The 20,284-nt window shown below is 64.5% G+C and carries 17 protein-coding genes and 1 pseudogene; 11 read left to right on the top strand and 7 right to left on the bottom strand.

All coding sequences use genetic code 11. The annotated features are described in order from the left end of the window. Window positions 1-6 precede the first annotated feature (6 nt). From X744_RS152725 to X744_RS152760, 8 genes are all read left to right on the top strand, one after another. Entirely contained in the window at window positions 7-969 is a 963-nt protein-coding gene (locus tag X744_RS152725; RefSeq protein ID WP_023760196.1) for a zincin-like metallopeptidase domain-containing protein, read from the top strand. A gap of 147 nt (window positions 970-1,116) precedes the next feature. Then, a complete protein-coding gene (locus X744_RS152730) occupies window positions 1,117-3,249 on the top strand; it encodes a ParB/RepB/Spo0J family partition protein (protein ID WP_023760195.1) in 2,133 nt (710 codons plus the stop codon). A gap of 120 nt (window positions 3,250-3,369) precedes the next feature. Then, complete coding sequence (locus tag X744_RS152735; protein ID WP_023760194.1) at window positions 3,370-3,783, top strand: hypothetical protein; 414 nt, start codon at window positions 3,370-3,372, stop codon at window positions 3,781-3,783. A gap of 40 nt (window positions 3,784-3,823) precedes the next feature. Further along, entirely contained in the window at window positions 3,824-4,066 is a 243-nt protein-coding gene (locus tag X744_RS152740) for a DUF6117 family protein (RefSeq protein WP_023760193.1), read from the top strand. 180 nt (window positions 4,067-4,246) lie between these two features. Next, window positions 4,247-4,522, top strand: coding sequence for a DUF4326 domain-containing protein (locus X744_RS152745; protein ID WP_245266702.1), 276 nt, complete (start codon window positions 4,247-4,249; stop codon window positions 4,520-4,522). Window positions 4,523-4,613: 91 nt separating this feature from the next. Next, window positions 4,614-8,954: a bifunctional class I SAM-dependent methyltransferase/DEAD/DEAH box helicase gene (locus X744_RS152750; RefSeq protein ID WP_023760191.1), complete on the top strand. Its 4,341-nt coding sequence runs from the start codon at window positions 4,614-4,616 to the stop codon at window positions 8,952-8,954. Continuing rightward, on the top strand, window positions 8,951-10,012 hold the full coding sequence (locus X744_RS152755) for a toprim domain-containing protein (RefSeq protein ID WP_031260514.1): 1,062 nt from the start codon (window positions 8,951-8,953) through the stop codon (window positions 10,010-10,012). Before X744_RS152750 ends, X744_RS152755 begins: the two co-directional genes overlap by 4 nt. 313 nt (window positions 10,013-10,325) lie before the next feature. Beyond that, entirely contained in the window at window positions 10,326-11,267 is a 942-nt protein-coding gene (locus X744_RS152760) for a DUF2493 domain-containing protein (RefSeq protein ID WP_023760189.1), read from the top strand. Window positions 11,268-11,320: 53 nt separating this feature from the next. On the opposite strand, the gene X744_RS152765 is transcribed toward X744_RS152760, so the two are convergent. Further along, entirely contained in the window at window positions 11,321-11,530 is a 210-nt protein-coding gene (locus X744_RS152765) for a hypothetical protein (protein WP_023760188.1), read from the bottom strand. A 300-nt stretch (window positions 11,531-11,830) separates the two neighbouring features. Between X744_RS152765 and X744_RS1000000174515 the strand changes: the two genes are divergently transcribed. The 3 genes from X744_RS1000000174515 to X744_RS152775 all read left to right on the top strand — a co-directional run bounded on the left by X744_RS1000000174515 (window position 11,831) and on the right by X744_RS152775 (window position 13,418). Continuing rightward, entirely contained in the window at window positions 11,831-11,998 is a 168-nt protein-coding gene (locus X744_RS1000000174515; protein WP_023760187.1) for a hypothetical protein, read from the top strand. Between the two features lie 181 nt (window positions 11,999-12,179). Next, complete coding sequence (locus X744_RS152770; protein WP_023760186.1) at window positions 12,180-12,509, top strand: hypothetical protein; 330 nt, start codon at window positions 12,180-12,182, stop codon at window positions 12,507-12,509. A 585-nt stretch (window positions 12,510-13,094) separates the two neighbouring features. After that, a complete protein-coding gene (locus X744_RS152775; RefSeq protein ID WP_023760184.1) occupies window positions 13,095-13,418 on the top strand; it encodes a DUF736 domain-containing protein in 324 nt (107 codons plus the stop codon). Between the two features lie 342 nt (window positions 13,419-13,760). On the opposite strand, the pseudogene X744_RS01000000169865 reads toward X744_RS152775, so the two are convergent. The 6 genes and pseudogenes from X744_RS01000000169865 to X744_RS0137300 all read right to left on the bottom strand — a co-directional run bounded on the left by X744_RS01000000169865 (window position 13,761) and on the right by X744_RS0137300 (window position 20,250). Further along, window positions 13,761-15,015 (bottom strand): annotated as a pseudogene (locus X744_RS01000000169865) (Gfo/Idh/MocA family oxidoreductase). A 21-nt stretch (window positions 15,016-15,036) separates the two neighbouring features. Then, on the bottom strand, window positions 15,037-15,345 hold the full coding sequence (locus tag X744_RS152780; protein ID WP_023760183.1) for a putative quinol monooxygenase: 309 nt from the start codon (window positions 15,343-15,345) through the stop codon (window positions 15,037-15,039). A gap of 1 nt (window position 15,346) precedes the next feature. Then, a complete protein-coding gene (locus X744_RS152785) occupies window positions 15,347-16,321 on the bottom strand; it encodes an ABC transporter permease (RefSeq protein WP_023760182.1) in 975 nt (324 codons plus the stop codon). After that, window positions 16,311-17,864, bottom strand: a complete 1,554-nt coding sequence (locus X744_RS152790; RefSeq protein ID WP_031260510.1) for a sugar ABC transporter ATP-binding protein — start codon at window positions 17,862-17,864, stop codon at window positions 16,311-16,313. Before X744_RS152790 ends, X744_RS152785 begins: the two co-directional genes overlap by 11 nt. A 29-nt stretch (window positions 17,865-17,893) precedes the next feature. Then, the gene (locus tag X744_RS152795; protein ID WP_023760180.1) at window positions 17,894-19,063 is read right to left on the bottom strand and encodes a Gfo/Idh/MocA family oxidoreductase; all 1,170 of its coding nucleotides are present in this window, start codon (window positions 19,061-19,063) and stop codon (window positions 17,894-17,896) included. 65 nt (window positions 19,064-19,128) lie between these two features. Continuing rightward, the gene (locus tag X744_RS0137300) at window positions 19,129-20,250 is read right to left on the bottom strand and encodes a substrate-binding domain-containing protein (RefSeq protein WP_031260508.1); all 1,122 of its coding nucleotides are present in this window, start codon (window positions 20,248-20,250) and stop codon (window positions 19,129-19,131) included. Window positions 20,251-20,284 lie beyond the last annotated feature (34 nt).

Below are 20,284 nucleotides of genomic sequence, written 5' to 3'. Positions count from 1 at the left end.
ACCGCGATGCCCAGAGACGCCGCCAGCGCCCGTTCCGGCAACGACCGGCCAGGCCTCTATCAGGAAATCACCGACAAGATCATCGCCGAGTTGGAAGCCGGACGCATCCCATGGGTGCAGCCCTGGGGTACGGCGGCGGCAAAGGCGCCGCTCGCCATGCCGGAAAACGCGTCAGCCCGCCGGCGCTACTCCGGCATCAACATCCTGATCCTGTGGGGCGCGGTCATCGAACACGGATTCACCGGCCAGAGCTGGCTTACATTCCGCCAAGCGCTTGGCCTCGGCGGAAATGTCAGGAAGGGAGAGCATGGTACGACCGTCGTCTACGCCGACCGCTTCGTACCCGAGGATGAGCGCAAGCGAGCCCGTGAGGTCGGGGACGAAGCACAGGCGATTCCATTCCTCAAACGCTTCACAGTCTTCAACGCCGATCAATGCGAGAACCTGCCGGAGGACATTGCCGCCGTCGCACCACCACCTCCGCCGGGCATGATCGAACCGCAAGCGGAGGCGCTGATCCGGGCCACCGGCGCGGATTTCCGGATCGGAGGCAGCCGCGCCTTTTACAGCCCGCCGCACGACTTCGTGCAGGTCCCGCCGCCAGCCGCCTATTTCGAACCGATCAATTGGCACCGGACCGCATTCCATGAACTGGGGCACTGGTCGGGTCATCCTTCCCGTCTCGGCCGTGACATGGCCGGTTCCTTCGGCTCCAGATCCTATGCGCGCGAGGAACTGGTGGCGGAGATGGCCGGGGCCTTTGTCTGTGCTTCGCTCTCCATCGCGCCGACGGTGCGCCATGCCGACTACATCGGTTCATGGCTGGAGGTGCTGCGTGAGGACAACCGCGCCATTGTCCGCGCCGCCTCCGCCGCGTCGAAAGCCGCCGAATTCATCCTCGGCTTCGAGACGAACATCAACCGGCCGGCTACGGCAGCTTCTGGAGAGGACGAGCGGGAGGCAGCGTGATGCTGGCTACGCCGAACCGTGGAGCCGGGAATACGCTTCTCCCGCTTCCCGGTTCGGTGGCCGGAAGAGTGAGAGGAGTGCCGGTTTTTCATGACGGGTTTTGGGTCGAGAGAGAGGCTCTCGGCGCCCGTCGCGGAGACTACCGACATGGCTAACGCCGTTCAGAAAATCACCCTCAACGCCTCGCGCGACATTCCGTTCAACAAGCTGGTGCTCAGCCAGTCGAACGTCCGGCGGGTCAAGGCCGGCATTTCGATCGAAGACCTGTCCGAGGACATCGCCCGGCGCGGCCTACTTCAGAGCCTCAGCGTTCGGCCGGTGCTCGATGCCGATGGCGCCGAGACCGGCATGTTCGAGGTTCCGGCCGGCGGCCGCCGCTACCGAGCGCTCGAACTCCTGGTCAAGCAGAAGCGTCTCGCCAAGGTCGCGCCGGTGCCGTGCATCCCGAAGGCCGCCAACGCCGCTACCTCGGCCGAAGAGGATTCCCTGGCGGAAAATGTCCAACATGTCGGCCTGCATCCTCTCGACCAGTTCCGCGCCTTTCAGGCACTGCGCGAGAAGGGGCAGTCCGAGGAGGACATCGCAGCCGCCTTCTTCGTCTCGGTCAACGTGGTGAAGCAGCGTCTGCGCCTCGCGGCCGTGTCGAACGCTTTGCTCGACCTCTACGCCCAGGACGGCATCACGCTGGAGCAACTCATGGCCTTCACCGTGACTGACGATCATGCCCGTCAGGAGCAGGTTTGGGAGGCCATCCAGCGCTCCTACAGCAAGGAACCGTATCAGATCCGCCGCATGCTGACAGAGACGACGGTGCGGACTTCCGACAAGCGCGCGCAGTTCGTCGGTCTTGACGCCTATGCCGATGCCGGCGGCGTCGTCATGCGCGATCTGTTCCAGAGCGACGATGGCGGCTGGCTGGAGGACGCCGCCCTGCTCGACCGTCTGGTTGGCGAAAAGCTGAAGGCCGAGGCCGAGACCATCGCCGCCGAGGGATGGAAGTGGATCTCCGTCACGGTCGAGACGCCTTACGGACACACCCACGGACTGCGCGAGTTGGCGGGAACCTCTCCCGATCTGACGGCCGAGGAACAGGCAACGATCGACGCGCTGAACGCCGAATGCGCCAAGCTCGAAGCCGAATACGAGGAAGCCGACGAATTGCCGGACGAGGTGGACGAACGGCTCGGCGAGATCGAGACGGCGCTTGCCGCCTTCGATGACCGTCCCGTCATCTACGATCCAGCCGGGATCGCCCGCGCCGGCGTCTTCATCAGCATTGACAGCAACGGCAACCTCTCGGTCGGCCGCGGCTATGTTCGCCCTGAGGACGAGGCGCCGGTCACCGTGGATGGCGAGGGTGACACAGGAGCCGAGGGCGCGACGCCCGAAGCATCCGACCCGACTGCCCCGGTCATCCAGCGCGCCGTCATCACCATCGGCGGCCAGGCCGAGCCGGAGGATGACGAGGATGACGTCATCAAGCCGCTTCCGGATCGCCTGATCAGCGAGCTGACCGCGCATCGGACGCTGGCATTGCGCGATGCCCTCGCCAACGAGCCCTCCGTGGCCTTCCTTGCCGTGCTGCACAAGTTCTGCCTCGACGTTTTTTCGCGGTACTCCTCGCACGCTGTCTGCATGGATATCTCCGTCAGGAATGTCGGCTTTGCCCAGCAGGGGCCCGGGCTCAAGGAAAGCGCCTCGGCCCACGCCGTCGATGCCCGGCATAGGGCCTGGGAGGAACGCCTGCCCAGCGATCAGGCTGACCTTTGGGATGCGCTAGCCGCGCTCGAAGGCACGGAACAGGCGGCGTTGTTTGCTCACTGCGCGTCGTTCGGCGTAAGCGCACTCTACGAGAAGGCCGACCGCAACGGCGCCGGCCCGTCGGCGAGTGGTATCCAGCGCCGGCTTCACCAGGCCGACGTGCTGGCTCGAGCCGTAGGCCTCGATATGGTCGCGGCGGGCTGGAAGCCAACCGTCGACAACTACCTCTCCCGCGTGACCAAGCCCCGCATTCTTGAGGCCGTGCGCGAAGCGAAGGGCGAGCAGTCGGCCCAGCTGATCGACCATCTGAAGAAGGGTGACATGGCGAAGGAGGCCGAACGGCTGCTCGACGGCACCGGCTGGCTGCCGGAGCCGCTGCGTCTCGTCGAGATCGAGCCGGTTACCGAACTGACGACTGACGGCGACGCCGAGGCGCTGCCCAGTTTTCTCGCTGGCGATGGCGACGAGGTCGCAGCCGACACAGATGAGGAACGTCAACGCATGATCGCGGCTGAATAGTCCTCCGATCGCGGAGCGGCACCCGGTCGCCCCGCATATCGCACCCCAACCAATCCCATCCGAAGCCCGGCACCCCGCGAACAGGGGCCAGCCGGGCTTTTCTCGTTTCAGGCGATCAGCATGCCCCTCTTCACGATCGAAACGGCTTACTCCCTGCCTGCATACCGGCACTGCATCTATGAGGCTGACACGATCGATCAGGCGTGTCGCCTTGCCGTCGAGGACGACGACTGGTCGGACCAAAAGCTCGACTACGAAACTGCCGGCGAAACCTATGTGTCCGGCATCTGGCGAGGCAAAGGGGCGCCCTATGAAGCCCCCGCACTGGCGATACCATCGCAGTTCGGCGAAACGCTCCGCCGCAAGGCGGATCACTTCGAGACGCTCCTCGGCATCCTGAAGGTACTCGCGCATGTGCCGGACTTGTCAGCACCGAAGCTTCCGTTCTGGGTACCGCGAGCGCAGTCGGCGATCGCCAAGGCCGAGGCCATCCTCGCGGGCGCACCCGATCCCCAGGGGGCGAACCCACTCTGACAGGAAGGCTGGCGTCGATGCGCGGGAAAGGACGTGGGTGATGACCATCCCAGACCACGCCCGCGCGAATTTCCAGACACTGCTGCGCGCAGCAGCAGACGGCAATCTTGCGCTGATGGAATGCAAGGACGCTGCGACGGACGAGCTTCGCTACGTCATCTGTGCGGCCGGCCGCGACGGCGCGGACTTCGTGTTCATGCCCTTCGGCCATCTCGCTGACGGCAACCCCTACGACGCCTATTTGCCGCCATCCGACACTCTTCCATCCTCATCACAGATCTGATCCCGAGACGGCTCGTCCTGTCTGCGCGCGGCGTCGCGCCGGTCAACGGGCGAGCCGTTCCCGCATCGTCCTTCGGCCTCGCGTGACCCGCGCCGCCTGACCGCGCCCGGCCACAAACCGCCGCAACGGGATCAGGAGGTGAGTGCGATGTGCAGGGTGCTGAACAAGCATAGAGCGGGCGTGCCATTGGGCGCCGTTTATATCGGGCGCGGCAGCAAATGGGGCAATCCGTTCCGGATCGGCCCCGACGGCGAGCGTGCAGCCGTCATCGCGAAGCACGAGCCCTGGCTGGCAGACCAGCATCATCTCCTGCGGGTGCTCGACGAGTTGCGCGGCCGCGATCTCGTCTGCTTCTGCGCGCCACTCGCCTGCCACGGCGATTTGCTGCGTCGGCTCGCCAATGCCAGCCGCGACGAGCGGATCGCGTGGTGGCGCAGCGTCATGGCCGCGGCCTGAGAGGAAGAGGAAGGCCGGGACGGGTTGAGCCGGTGCGGTCGAGGAGAGCGCCGGCCGGCTCGATCCCTCCCGCTCTCCCGAGGTCTCCTCCATGACGAATGCCAACGCTTCCGCGGCCGCCCTTGCGCCTGCGTCCTTCCCGCACGCCCCTGTTGCCGATCCGGCCACAGCCATCGCCGAAGCCGCGCGGCTTCTCCTTCCCCATCTCGAACGCGGCCAGCGTGTCGACGCGACAGTTCTCCGCACCACAATGGAGACGGCCTTTGGAGCGTCCGACGCCTCCGGCGCCTGGGACTGGAAAACCGCCTATGACGCCACCGAAGTGGCGACGGTGCTCTTTCTGCGCAAGTACGGAAAGTCGCTGTTCCGTAAAGCCGGGTCTCCGTCCGCCGCGCTGCCGATGCTGGCCAGGATCGCGGGCCTTCTCCCCACCCATACGCGCCGCTCCGAAGAGAGCCAGGCGTTCCAGCAGTTCTCAACCCCAATCCCACTCGGACTTGCCGCCAGCACGGCTGCCGCGATCACATCCGCCGACCGCGTGCTGGAGCCTTCGGCCGGGACCGGCCTGCTCGCCATTCTGGCGGAGCTTGCCGGCGGATCGCTCGTGCTCAACGAACTGGCCGAGACCCGCGCGGGGCTGCTCCGTCACCTGTTCCCGAAGATCGCTGTCACTCGTTTCGACGCAGCGCAGATCGACGATCACCTCGACGAGGGCGTCGTTCCGAGTGTCGTGCTGATGAACCCGCCGTTCTCGGCGATGGTCAATGTCGACGGTCGCATGGCGGACACGGCGCTCCGCCATATCGCGTCGAGCCTGTCGCGCCTTGTCGATGGCGGCCGCCTCGTCGCAATCACCGGGGCGAGCTTTTCGTCCGACAACCCTTCCTGGCGTGACGCCTTCATTCGGCTGCAGGAGTGCGGGCGCGTGGTATTCTCGGCCGCGATCGATGGCGCGGTCTACGCCAAACACGGCACCACCATCGACACCCGCCTGACCGTGATCGACAAGGCTCCGGCCGACAATCCGAGTGTGTTCCCGACTTCACCGGGCGTCGCACCCGACGTCGTCACGCTTCTCGGCTGGGTCACCGATCATGTCCCGCCAAGGCTGCCTTTCGCCGCCACCGTGGCGCCGGTTGTCGGCTTGGCCATCCCCCGAACCGTGCGCGCCTACGCGATGCGCCCGTCCTCTGGTACGGCGGGAACGGCGGAGCCAGAAGGCGTCGAACTCGTCTATGAGGCCGTCGACTGGAAGCCGGCTGAGGGCGACCGGATCACCGAGGCGCTTTATGAGGAATACGGATTGCAGGCGATCCGTATTCCCGGCTCTCAGGTCCATCCGACCAAGCTGGTGCAGTCGGCGGCCATGGCCTCGGTCGCGCCGCCGACGCCGACCTATCGGCCACACCTGCCACCCGTCGTCATCAGCGCCGGCCTGCTGTCCGACGCCCAGCTCGAAAGCGTCATCTACGCCGGCGAGTCCCATGCCGGCCATCTCGTCGGATCATGGACGGTGGATGAGACGTTCGACCTCGTCTCGGCCGCGCGCGACGACGCCGAGAACGCCGTCCGCTTCCGTCGCGGCTGGTTCCTGGGCGATGGCACCGGCGCCGGCAAGGGCCGCCAGGTCGCCGGCATCCTGCTCGACAACTGGTTGAAAGGCCGCCGACGCGCCGTCTGGGTGTCGAAGTCCGACAAGCTGATCGAGGACGCACAGCGCGACTGGTCGGCGCTGGGGATGGAGCGTCTGCTGGTCACGCCGCTCTCGCGTTTTCGCCAGGGCACACCGATCCGGCTGGCGGAAGGTGTCCTATTCACCACCTACGCCACGCTGCGCTCCGACGCGCGCGACGAGAAGGTTTCGCGCGTCCGGCAGATCGTCGAATGGTTGGGCTCCGACTTTGATGGAGTGATCATTTTCGACGAGAGCCACGCCATGCAGAACGCCGCCGGCGGCAAGGGCGAGTGCGGCGACCAGGCCGCCTCGCAACAGGGCCGTGCCGGACTTCGACTTCAGCACGCACTCCCGAACGCGCGCATCGTCTACGTCTCGGCGACCGGCGCCACCACGGTCCACAATCTCGCCTACGCCCAGCGCCTCGGGCTCTGGGGTGGCGAGGATTTTCCGTTCGCCACGCGTGCCGAATTCGTCGAGGCGATCGAGGCCGGCGGCGTCGCGGCGATGGAGGTGCTCGCGCGCGATCTTCGGGCGCTCGGTCTCTATGCGGCCCGCTCGCTCTCCTACGAAGGTGTCGAATACGAGTTGCTCGAGCACACGCTGACGGACGAACAGATCCGCATCTATGACGCCTATGCCGGGGCGTTCGGCATCATCCACAACAACCTCGATGCAGCGATGCAGGCGGCCAACATCATCGGCTCGACCGGCACGCTCAATGCGCAAGCCAAGTCCGCCGCGCGTTCGGCCTTCGAAAGCGCCAAGCAGCGGTTTTTCTCCCACCTGATCACCAGCATGAAGACACCGTCGCTGATCCGGTCCATCGAGCGTGATCTGGAAGAGGGCCACGCCGCCGTCATCCAGATCGTTTCCACCGGCGAGGCGCTGATGGAAAGGCGCCTGGCCGAGATCCCGACCGAAGATTGGGGCGACGTCCAGGTCGACATCACACCGCGAGAGTATCTCCTCGACTATCTCGCCCATTCGTTTCCGGTGCAGCTCTACGAGCCTTTCACCGACAGCGAGGGCAAGCTGTCATCGCGGCCGGTCTATCGCGACGGCCAACCGGTCGAGAGCCGCGAAGCTGTTGCCCGGCGTGACCGATTGATCGAACGGTTGGCGTCGCTGACCCCGGTTCCCGGCGCGCTCGACCAGATCGTCCAGCGCTTCGGCACCGACCTGGTGGCCGAGGTGACAGGCCGCTCGCGGCGCATCATCCGCAAGACCGGCGCCGGTGGCGTCGACCGCCTGATGGTAGAGACGCGCGCCGGCTCCGCCAATCTCGCCGAGACGCAGGCGTTCATGGATGATGCCAAGCGCATCCTTGTGTTTTCGGAGGCAGGTGGCACCGGGCGCAGTTATCACGCCGAGCTGTCGGGGAAGAATCGCCGGCTGCGGGTTCACTATCTGCTCGAGGCGGGGTGGAAGGCGGACACCGCCATCCAGGGTCTCGGTCGCACCAATCGCACGAACCAGCAGCAACCGCCGCTGTTTCGGCCGATCGCGACCAACGTCAAGGCCGAGAAGCGCTTCCTCTCGACCATCGCCCGTCGGCTCGACACCCTCGGCGCCATCACCAAGGGCCAGCGCCAGACCGGCGGCCAGGGCCTGTTCCGGCCCGAGGACAATCTGGAGAGCCACTATGCCCGCGACGCTCTGCGCCAGCTCTACCTGTTGCTGGTCCGAGGCAAGGTCGAGGGTTGCTCACTGCAGATGTTCGAGGATGCGACCGGCCTGTCACTGATGGATTCGGGCGGCATCAAGGATGAGCTACCGCCGATCACGACCTTCCTCAACCGGTTGCTGGCGCTCACTATTCGATTGCAGAACATCCTGTTCACGGCGTTCGAGCAATTGCTGTCCGCTCGCATCGAGGGGGCTATCGCGTCGGGCGTCTATGATGTCGGGCTGGAGACCCTGACCGCCGAGAGCTTCGTCGTCACCGACCGTCAGGCGATCTACACCCATCCGGGCACCTCCGCCGATACCCGGCTTATCACGATAGCCCAGCGCGAGCGCAACCGGCCGGTCACGCTCGACCAAGCGCTGAACCACCTCACCGACCCCCGAGCGATGCTGCTCATCAATGGGCAGTCGGGCCGCGCCGCCGTGCAGGTCCCGACCAGCAGCCTGATGCTCGACGACGGCGAGGTCGAACGCCGCGTCCGGCTCATCCGACCGATGGAGCACCCCGCCATGCCGCTGGCGATGATGCCGCAGACCCATTGGGTCGAAGCCGACCGCCAGGCGTTCGCACGCGCCTGGGAGGTGGAGCTGACCGAGGTGCCGACGTTTACCGACAGCATCATCCACGTCGTCTCCGGACTGCTGCTGCCAATCTGGAAGCGCCTGCCGAATGAATCGACACGCGTCTATCGACTCCAGACCGACACCGGCGAACGCATCGTCGGCCGGCGCGTCTCATCCGCGTGGGTAACGGGTGCGACGGCATCGGGCAGCAGCACCTTGAGCCCCGAGGACGCTTTCACGGGGCTGATGAATGGCAAGACGATCCTCGATCTCGCCGAGGGGCTCCAGCTTCGCCGGGTCCGTGTCATGGGCGTGAACCGGATCGAGCTGTCCGGCTTCACTGACACGATGCGCGATCGCCTGCGCACCTACGGACTGTTCCACGAGATCATCTCCTGGAAGCTGCGCATGTTCGTGCCGACTGACGCCGCTGGCCCCGCCATTCTTGCGAAAGTGCTCGAACGCTATCCGCTCGCGCGGATCGCCGAACGGGAGGCGGCATGATGGCCCGCGACGCTTCCGATCTCGCGCAACGTCTCGGCCGCAACGCCGAGGCCGTCTGCCGCGAGTATCTCTCCAATGGTCGGCGTGACGGCCGCTACTGGCTGGTCGGCGACGTCCAGAACAATCCGGGCCGGTCGATGTTCGTCCGGCTGAAGGGAGCCGAGTCCGGCAAGGGCGCGGCGGGCAAATGGACCGATGCCGCCACCGGCGAGCATGGCGATCTGCTCGACGTCATCCGCGAGAGTTGCGGACTGGTCGACTTCAAGGATGTCGCTGACGAGGCCCGACGTTTCCTCAGCCTGCCCCGACACGAACCCGACCCTCAGCCGCGGCCCCGACCGTCAACCACACCGGCGGGATCGCCGGAATCAGCACGGCGGCTGTTTTCCATGTCGCAGCCGATTACGGGCACCATCGTGGAGACGTATCTACGCAAACGCGGCATTACAGCTTTGCACGGAACCGGAGCCCTGCGCTTCCATCCACGCTGCTACTATCGCCCGGACAGCGTCAGCCAAACCGAGACCTGGCCGGCGATGATCGCTTCCGTCACCGATCTCGACGGCAAGATCACCGGGGCGCACCGCACCTGGCTTGCACCAGATGGTAGCGGCAAGGCGCCGGTCGATACGCCGAGGCGGGCGATGGGCGACCTCCTCGGCAACGGGGTCCGTTTCGGTGTTGCCCACGATGTCATGTCGGCTGGCGAAGGCATCGAGACCATGCTGTCGCTACGAATGGTGCTGCCCCAGATGCCGACGGTAGCGGCGCTTTCGGCTGCACATCTCGGCCAGCTCCTGTTCCCGGCAACACTGCGCCGTCTCTACATCGCGCGCGACGACGATCCGGCCGGTGATGGGGCGGTGCAAAGCCTGATCGAACGGGCGCGGGCGGTCGGGATCGAGGCGATCACCCTGTCGCCACGGGTCGGGGACTGCAACGAGGATCTCCGCGCGTTCGGCATCGATGCACTTCGGGCGGCCTTGCGGGTACAGATCGCGACGGAAGATGTCGCCCGCTTCATGGGAGTGCAGGCACTGGCCGGCATGGGGATATGAGTCCGTGCCTCGGGGGTCGGTGTCCTGCATCGGCTACGGGATTGCTCCACGACATCGGAGAGAGCCGCGACCACGGCCTTCTGAGAGGGCGATCGGGACGGCAAACGGCCCGGTCCGGCAATGGCTGCGCCCGGCTATTTTCCGCCGGCGGGCAAGCCGCCTTTGCATCGCGAGGCAAAATAGCAGGCCTTCGCCATCCAGCGCCAAGGCTCGGCCCTCTCGCTTCGCTCGGGGTGCAGGTCCGGCCCGCCCGCCTTCCTTCGTCGCCATGAAGGCCGCGACGGTCGCGGCTGATCCGACGAAGGAGCATCCCATGACCATCGACCAGGACGACACCGGCTTCGAGCCCCATCACGCCTCATCGTCCACCGACCATTTCCTCTCTGAACTCCAGCTCTATGGCTACCGGCCCTTCCAGGACGAAGCCGACCCGCGACGACTCCCCGAAGGCAACATCGTCGCCGGCGCCATCGCCGACATCTTCGACGCCCTGATCGTGAGCATGAGCGACACGCGCCTCGAGCCCGACCTCGACGACCTGCTGTGGTCGACCGTCAATCTCTTCCACCGCGCCACCAGCCGGATCGAGCGCGAGTTGGACGACAACGAGCAGGCGCAGCGCCGTAGCCAGCGTGAACAGGACGGCAGCGAGGTGAAGTCGGTCGACCTGGAACGCCTGACCGCCGAGGGGCAGACCATGATCGAGCGCCGAAACGTCTTCGAGTTGATGCGCGACCAAGCCGCCGAACACTTCGAGCGTCACACCGGATCATCGTGGCGGCCGCGCAGTGGATCAATGGTCAATCATCGCACACTGACTTCGGCGATGATCGACAGCCGCGACTTCCTCGCCGCCAAACGACGGGCAGAAACCGAGGTGATGCTCCCGGCCGGACCCAAGATCGCCTTCACCGGCGGCCTGGACTTCAACGATCACCGACTGATCTGGGATACGCTCGACAAGGTCCACGCCAAGCACCCCGACATGGTGCTGTTGCATGGTGGATCGCCCAAAGGAGCCGAACTGATCGCGGCCAAGTGGGCCGACAACCGCAACGTGCCGCAGGTCGCCTTCAAGCCCGATTGGACTAGGCACGCCAAGGCCGCACCTTTCAAACGCAATGACCAGATGCTTGACGTCCTCCCAATCGGTGTGATTGTCTTTCCGGGGACCGGCATCCAGGACAACCTCGCCGACAAGGCGCGCAAGCTCGGGATCAAGCCCTACGACTTCCGCAAGACGGGCGGCGCGTGAGCGCCGCCGCATTTCCGTAAAGCCGTATCGCTATTTTCACTGAAAACCGGCTTTCAGTCAGTTTTTCCCGTCACCGCGATTCGGGCAGCGCGTGCATAGTGCTCCAGTTCCACATCGCCATGGATCATCCGATCCAGCAGCGCTTTCATGTCGCTTTGATCCGATGTTGACTGAAACGGCCCCGGCTGTCGATCGATCGCCAGCACTGCGATGGCCAACGCCTTCTTCACTAAATGCAGATCGCGATCCTTGAATTCTGCCATGACACAAATCCTCCAGAACGATCGGACCGGCCACACCCGCGCCGATTGCAGAAGGGGCAGTGGGCCTTTTTGGGGCTCGTGACAAAGGCTCCTGAGCAAGCGAACACCACCCCCGCTTCCAAATAGCGCTGATCCTTGGTCCGGCCCATGGCCTGATGCCATCAACCCGTAAAGGGTCCGCTACGCGAGCGTGCGGCCTTGAGGCTTCGCCCCCGCGGTGATTGCGGCCACGGGCCGGACACATCGGGCGCCTGTCGCGCGGGGGATGGTCTCCCGCCTCCAAGGACAGGAGCCGGAACAATGTCACTCAACGACGCTCACGCCTTCGCCTTCAGCCTCGCCGCAACCCTCATGGTCACCATCATCATTTTTCAGGCCGGCGACGGCAGCCTCGGCGTCATGCCCGCCAGCGAATACGACGGCGATACCAGCGCCATCGTCCACGAGATCGATCCTTTCGCCGCCTGACGGGGCCAGCCTCGCCGCAGGAGCGGAAGTCCTGCCGGATTTCCGCCCCCGTCGCCGCTCATCTTCGGCTATACTTCAAACTGCGCCGTGGTGGTGGTGGAGGCGCGACCGTCAGACCTTTTAGATCGGAAGAGCGTCGTGTAGGGAANTTCCCTACACGACGCTCTTCCGATCTACGGGCGTGTGGGCCTACGGCACCGGAGCCGGTCCGATCGGCGCTTTGATCGTCGGCATCGCCGCCACCGGCGCGACACTCACGGTCGGCCAATTCACCTTCACATTCGTTCGCCCGGTCTGGGCTCGTCTTGCGGTCGCGCTCCTCTTTGCCGCACCAGCATCGGTCGCCGGCTATCACGCGACACATGGTCTTGCGACGCTCGCTGTGCCGTCCGTGGGCTGGCAAATCGCTTTCTCGATCGTCGGCGCGATCGCCGTCGGCATTGCCGCTTGGCTTCGGTTGCTGGCTATGGCACCGCCCGAGCCAGCAATGCGAGGCGTCGCTCGCGGCTAGGCGCCACCCGGAGCTTTGAGAGCCAGGACAGCGAGGATCACTACCAAGCCGCTCCTCGCTGCGTCAGGGGTCACGGACAGAGCGTTCAACCAAGGGGTTCCCACCCGCACGGCTCAGATCCGAGCAGTACCCCGTCTGGCATTGACCGCTATGACGACCTTGAGCGGCCGTCGATCGCAGATGCAACGGTGGTCTCCTCCCTGGGAGGCTCCGGTGACATTGCGGATATGGTCGAAAGGCGGGCTGAGCGCGGTGGAGCAACGCCGGCTATTCAAAGTGAACGTCGGTCGCCATGTTCTCGCTTGAGGTCCTCTTGCAGGTCGACCGCTCCAAAACGGCCTCATCAATGGCCTGATCTGACCGAAGGTCGGCTATGCCTCGACCGCCTATGCGGCAATGGCGCAGATCGACTTTCTTCCCCTGCCGGCTGCGCCGTCATTCCTCGCGAAACAACAAAGTCGCCTGGCTGCCATCCTCCGCTGACGCTGCGGTCGCAAGCGATGCCGCGTCGATCGCCTCCGGCCTGCCGATCGCCATCGAGGCCGCAATGGTGCGGGCTCGAAGCAAAGATCAAGGAGAACTACCATGGCGACCATCGGCACCTTCAAAAAGTCCGGCAACGAATTCACCGGCGAAATCGTCACCCTGAGCCTTCAGACCAAGAACGTCCGCATCGTCCCCGAGAGCCGCCAGGTCGGCGAGAACGCCCCAAGCCACCGCGTCTTCGTCGGCCGCGCCGAGATCGGCGCCGCTTGGTCCAAAACCTCCAACGAGGGCCGCGACTACCTCGGCCTCAAGCTCGATGACCCGAGCTTCAACGCTCCGATCTACGCCAACCTCTTCGACGACGAGGAAGGCGAAGGCTTCAGCCTCATCTGGTCCCGCCCCAGCCGCCGCAACGGGGAATAACGCCCGAGCAAGGCCTCGCCCGGACACACCGGGCGGGGCCTTATCCATTTTCAGGCACCTGATCGGTTCAACGCTGGTTCGCGAACAGCTGGCCAATCAAGCCGGACTTGTGGAAAGCTGCAAGTGGAAAACGGATGCATCGTGCGTCGCGCCGTGACTGGGCCGACAATCGCTCGCTTGTCACCATCGTGGGCAGTTGCAGAGACACCATTGCGAATGGTGCCGATATGTTGGTTGAGCGGACCGGGAGCGTGCGGAAACACTCTGAATCAGAGATCCACAAATCGGTGGGACAGTATGACATTCAATCTCGTTGATGGGTTCAAGTCCGTCCTGCCAATCTCAGGTTGCGCCCAGCTTCGTCCACTCCCCATTCTTCTTCGAAGACTTCACGCAGGCCTCGATGAAGGCCATGCCCTCGACGCCGTCCTGGATGGTCGGGAAGACGACATCTTTTGCCGGCTTGCCACCCTTGCGCCGCGCCGCACGAATCGCCCGCGCCGCTTCCTGGTAGATGTTGGCGAAGCCTTCGAGATAGCCCTCCGGATGGCCGGACGGCACGCGGCTGACGCGGCCCGCGACCGGCAGCGCGCCGGCGCCATTGCGGGTCAGCAGCTGCTTAGGCTGGCCGAACGGCGTGTACCAGAGATAGTTCGGGTCTGCCTGTACCCACTCCAGCCCGCCCTTGGAGCCATAGATGCGCAGCTTCAGCCCGTTCTCGTGGCCGGGCGCCACCTGGCTGGCCCAGATCATGCCCTTGGCCGGATGCGTCTTGCCGACCGGCTTGAAGCGCAGCATGACGTTGACATTGTCGTCGAGCAGTCGCCCCGGCACGAAGGCGTCGAGATCGGCCGACAGCGTATCGAGCTCCAGCCCGGAGACGAAGCGCGCCAGATTGTAGGCATGCGTGCCGATGTCGCCCAGCGCGCCGCCCGCGCCTGCCTGCTTCGGATCGGCCCGCCACGACGCCTGTTTCTGGCCGGTCGCGGCAAGGTCCTCGGTCAGCCAGTCCTGTGGGTACTCGGACTGCACGATGCGGATATCGCCAAGCACGCCCTTGGCCACCATCTCGCGCGCCTGCCGGATCATCGGATAGGCGGTGTAGTTGTGGGTCAGCACGAACACCTTGCCNCTTGGCCACCATCTCGCGCGCCTGCCGGATCATCGGATAGGCGGTGTAGTTGTGGGTCAGCACGAACACCTTGCCAGTCTTCTCGACTATCGCCGCCAGCTTCTTGGCTTCGGCAAGCGTCGTTGCCAGCGGCTTGTCGCAGATGACGTGGATGCCGGCTTCGAGAAATGCCTTGGCCGCCGGCACATGCACATTGTTGGGTGTGACGATGGCGACCGCCTCGATGCCGTCCGGGCGTTTCGCCTCGGCCTTGGCCATGTCTGCGTAGGATTGATAGCTGCGATCCGGATCGAGCCCGAGTTCGGCGGCCGATGCTTTCGCACGTGCCGGATCGGATGACAGCGCACCGGCAACCAGCACGAAGTCGTTGTCCATGCGCGCCGCGATCCGGTGCACCGCACCGATGAAAGCGCCTTGCCCGCCGCCGACCATGCCGTAGCGGATGGGTTCGAAACGATCGCTCATGGATTCACATGCCAATAGGGTTTATTTCGCCATCTGGCTCAGCATGACGAAACGGCGGACATCGACCGGCCGCGCGACGAGGTCGTCGAGGCGGCCGAACAGCGGCTGCAGATGCGGCATTGCCAGATGCCGGTCGAGATCGTCCTTCGAGCGCCAGTTTTCATAGAATATGAACACGCAAGGATCGGCCGGATCGACATGGAAGTCGTAGTTGATGCAGCCCTCCTCGGCGCGCGTCGGCTCGACAAAGCCAGAGAGGATATTCTGCAGTTCCGCGCGGGTTTCGGGTTTGGCGACGACAGTGCCGATCACCGTGTAGGGAACTGTCATGTCATTTCCTTCCCTGGCTGAGCGCGACAGCAAGGATGATGATGGCGCCCCGCGCGATCAGCTGCTGGCTGAATTCCAGTCCCATCAGGATCAGGCCGTTGTTGATGAGGCCGATCATCAGCGCGCCGACAATCGTCCCGATCACGGTGCCGGAACCGCCGAACAGGCTGGTGCCGCCAAGCACTGCCGCGGCGATGACCGACAGTTCGTCGCCCTGGCCAAGCTGGAACCGCCCGGACTGCAGTCGACCGGCATAGAGCATGCCGGCCAGTGCCGCCGCCATGGCGGAGATGATAAGGACGCGGAACTTGATCGACTTGGTGTCGATGCCGGAGTAACGCGCGGCGATCTCGCCGCCACCGGTGGCCAGCACGCGACGGCCGAAGCTCGTCCGCCTCAGTACGACATGACCGATGGCACCCAGCACCAGCATCCAGATCAGGAGCACCGGCACTGGCCCGATGTTGCCGCCACCAAAGATCCAGGAATAGATCTTCGAGATGATCGGCACCGCCGCCGTATCGCTGATCCACATCGCGGTGCCGGTGGCTATGCCCATCGTGGCAAGCGTGGTGAGGAAGGATGGAATTCCGATCCGCGTCGTGAGCAGCCCGTTAAAGGATCCCACGATGACGCCGGTGGCGAGACCAGCAACAATGCCGGTGAGTGGTCCTCCGGCGTCGATCGCCATTGCCGTGGTCACCGAGGCCAGTCCCGCCACCGCCCCAACGGACAGGTCGATCTCACCAGCCGACAGCACATAAGTCATGGCTATCGCCATCACGGCGATCATCGCCGTCTGGCGTACGATGTTGAGCAAATTGTTGGGGTTGAGGAAGCCCTTGTCGTGCAGCGTGATCGCAAAAATGATGAAGATCACGACGAAGCCGATATAGATGATGTTCTGCCGCCAGTTGGTGAGACCCAGCCGCGCCGTCAGCGAGGCCCTGGGCGCGGCTGCCTGGCTAGTGGACATGTGTTCCTCCCTGGCTCTTGGTCAGAGCTTTCTGGATGACGATCTGCAGCTTGCGCTCGGCCGCCTGCAGCTGCGCGACCGGATCGTCCTTTGGCGCTGAAGGATCGTCGAGATCGGCGCGACTGATATCATCCACGACGCGCCCATCCGAGATGACGACGATGCGGTCGCAGGCCGACAGCATCTCGGACAGTTCCGAGGAGATCATGACGATCGCCTTGCCGGCCTTGGCGAGCTCGCGCACCAGCATGATGATTTCCGACTTCGAGCCGATGTCGATGCCGGAGGTCGGCTCGTCGAGGACGAGGATTTCCGGCTCGGTCGAAAGCCATTTGCCGATAACGACCTTCTGCTGGTTGCCGCCCGAAAGCGTGCGCACTGCACTGTTACGAGAAGCGGTCTTGACCCGTAACCGTGCGATCTGTCCATCGGTCAGGTCGCGCACTTTTTTCGTCGACACGAAGGTTTTGTTGCTCAGCCGGTCAAGCACGGCGAGCGTCATGTTGGACGCGACTGAATGCTCTGGTATGACGCCCTGTCGCAGACGATCTTCCGGCACCAGCGCCACACCGGCTTCGATGGCGTCGCTCGGCCTCGCGATCAGCACTGGTCGGCCGGCGATGCGGATCTCGCCTTCGACGATCGGGTCGATGCCGGCGATGACGCGCGCGATCGCCGAACGGCCGGAGCCGAGCAAGCCGGCAAGGCCGACCACTTCGCCGCTATGGACGACGAAGCTGACATTTCTGGGCTTCACCGCCCCTGAAACATTGTCGAGTTCGAGCAGCGGTTTGCCGAGACTCGGTTCGCCGCGCACCACGTCGGACAGGCCACGTGAACGCTTACCGACAATATGCTCGATCATCGTCTCGATCGGCAGTTCAGACAAAGGCGCGGTGATGACGTGGCGGCCATCGCGCAGGATGGTGGCGCGGTCGGCGATGCGGGCGATCTCGTCCATGCGGTGCGAGACATAGATGATGGCGACGCCTTCCGACCTCAGCTTGCGCAGGAAGGCAAACAGCCGTTCGACATCAGACACCGCCAGCGCCGTCGACGGCTCGTCGAGCACCAGGACCTTGGCGTTCTGCGAGATCGCCTTGACGATCTCCGTCAGCTGCCGCTGGCCGGCGCCCAGATTGCCGACCGTCGCCTTCGGATCGACCTCCACCTTAAGCATGTCGAACAGGTCCTTGGCGCGCTTTTCGGCAATGCGGTCGTCGATCAGGCCGAACGCGCCTTTGGCTTCGCGGGTCAGGAACACATTCTGTGCCACGGTCAGCGTCGGGATCAGGCTCATTTCCTGGAAGATCATCGCGATGCCTGCCCGGCGCGAGGCCTCAGGCGAGATCTCCGTCAATGGCTTGCCGTCGACGAGAATGGCGCCGCTGTCCGGCACATGCACGCCGTTCAGCACTTTCAGGATGGTCGACTTGCCGGCGCCATTGCCGCCGAGTAGGGCGTGGATCTCGCCTTTCTCCACTTGCAGGTCGACATCGACCAGCGCCTTGACGCCGCCGAAGGATTTGGTGACGCCCTTCATTTCCACTGCATGAACAGGCGTCCCGGCAGTCACGGCCGTACCTTTGTCCACAGGCCGCTTGCGCCAGACTCGATCAATGCGTCGGCGACGCGCTCGGTCTTGTAACCGTCATCGAAGTTGGGTGAAGGCTGCTTGCCCGAGGCGATGGCCGAGAAGAAATCGAAACACTCGACGATCTTGGTTTCGGAATAGCCGATGCCGAGCGCCGGGATTGGCCACAGGCTCGATCCATAGGGATGCGCGGGACCGGAATAGACGGTCCTGAAGCCGCGAGCATCGGCGGGATCATCGGCGAACATCACCTGCAATTCGTCGCGCCGTTCGTAGTTGAAAGCAATGGAGCCCTTCGTGCCGTGGATTTCAAAGGTGATGAAATTGTTGCGGCCGTAGGCGTTGCGGGTCGCCTCAAGCGAACCGATGGCGCCGTCGGCGAACTTGAGCAGCGTCACCACCTCGTCGTCGACATCGACTTCGGCCCGCTCGGCGCCTGTGTTCTTCTCGGCGGCGCCCAGCCTGTCGAGATTGCCGCGCTGGATCGGTCGCGTCTTGTTGTAGGTGCGCACCAGCGCGCTGACCTCGGCGATTTCGCCGACCAGATAGCGTGCGAGATCGACGACATGGGTGCCGATGTCGCCGATCGAACCCGAACCGGCGATCTTCTTCTGGAAGCGCCAGGACAAGGGCGAATCCGGATCGGCCGACCAGTCCTGCAGATAGGTGCCGCGGAAGTTGAGGATATTGCCGATACGGCCTTCCTCTATGTACTGGCGAGCCAGCGCCACTGCCGGCGTGCGCCGGTAGTTGAAGGCGACCATGTGAATGACGCCGGCCTTGTTCACCGCATCGAGCATGGTCTTTGCCTCGTCGCCGCCGCGGGCCAGCGGCTTTTCGCAGATGATGTGTTTTCCCGCTTCTGCCGCCGCAATTGCAATCGCCGCATGGCTGTCGTTCGGGGTGACGATGTCAATCACGTCGATGTCGGGCCGCTTCACCACCGCGCGCCAGTCAGAAGACGATTCCTCGAAGCCGTAGCGGCGGCGGCCTTCGTCGGCCAGCGCCTCGGTGATGTCGACCACAACCTTGCGCACGGGAATGGCGGGCGCCGGCCAGAAGAACATCGGCATCGCCGCATAGGCAAGCGCATGGGCCTTGCCCATGAAGCCGCCGCCGATCATCGCCACGTTGAGCGTCTTGGTCATGATGGTCTCCTAATCGAACTGAAAAAAGGTGCGGCCGGCGGGGAGTGCGCCGGCCGCAGGGCGCGTTACATGCTGCCCTTGATCTTGTCGGTCGCCTCGGCGTGATAGACGGCCTTCCAACCCTCGAGCAGGTTGTCCTTGGTGACGGGGAGCGCCGGCAAGGCAACGAAGGCGGGAGCCTCCTTGCCGAGCAGGCCGTAGCCGGCGAGCAAGGCTTCGGTGACGCCCTGGTCGAACGGACGCTGGGCGCCCAGGCCCTTCACGAACCCGCCGCTTGCCATGTTGATGGCGACGTTCTCGCCGAGGTCGCAGGTGGTGATGACGAGGTCGTCGCGACCAGCGGTGCGGGCCGCCGAGATGACGCCTTCGGCCGGCACGTCCCACACCGCCCAGATGCCATTGATGGTGGGGTTGGAGGTGAGGATCGCCGAGGCCGCCTTGTCGGCATCGCCGGTAAAGTCGGGCCCGCCTATACCTTGCTCGGCGACGATCTTGATGTCGGGATAATTGTCGGCGATCGTCTTCTTGAAGCCGTCATAGCGCTGCTTGGTGACAAAGAAGTCGGCGGCGTGGAAGACCAGGCCGATGTTGCCCTTGCCGCCCAGCGCCTTGGCCATCAGATGCGCCGCCGCGACGCCATTGCCGTAATTGTCGGCGGAGACGACGGACACGTAGTCCTTGCCGGCGACGAAGCCGGCCGGCACATTGTCCATGAACACCAGCTTCACACCCTTGTCGGCGATAGCCTTGTAGGCGGAGGCCGTTGCCGACGGATCGGTGGGGATCGAAACGATGATCTTGGGATTCTGCGCCATCACCGTTTCAAGGTCGGCGACCTGCTTTTCCGGCTTGAAACCGGCATCGGTGGTGGCGATCACCTCGATGCCCATCTTGCCGAACTGATCCTTCAAGCCGGCGATCTGCGCGCGCGACCAGTCATTGCCGCCATAGTGCATGACGATCGCCGCTGTCGCTTTCATGCTCTTGATCTTGGCAAGCTCCTCGTCGCTCAGTTTGACGGATGCCGCCGACGCTGGGGCTTCGCCGTTCGGGCCCTTGGAGAGCACCGTCTTCTGCAGTTCGGCAAGTGCAGAATCCGGGTCGGCGAAGGCGGGGGCAGCAGTGTAGAGGCTGGTGGCCAGCAATGCCGCCGTGAAAGCTCCGGCTATTGTCGTGAAACGTGTCATTTAGGTCTCCTCCCTGATGACAGGCGCGATGCCC

This window comes from Mesorhizobium sp. LNHC252B00 (assembly GCF_000502955.1).
GTDB lineage: Bacteria > Pseudomonadota > Alphaproteobacteria > Rhizobiales > Rhizobiaceae > Mesorhizobium.
The sequence above is the reverse complement of the archived record's forward strand: the minus strand, read 5'-3'. Positions and strand labels throughout refer to the sequence as shown.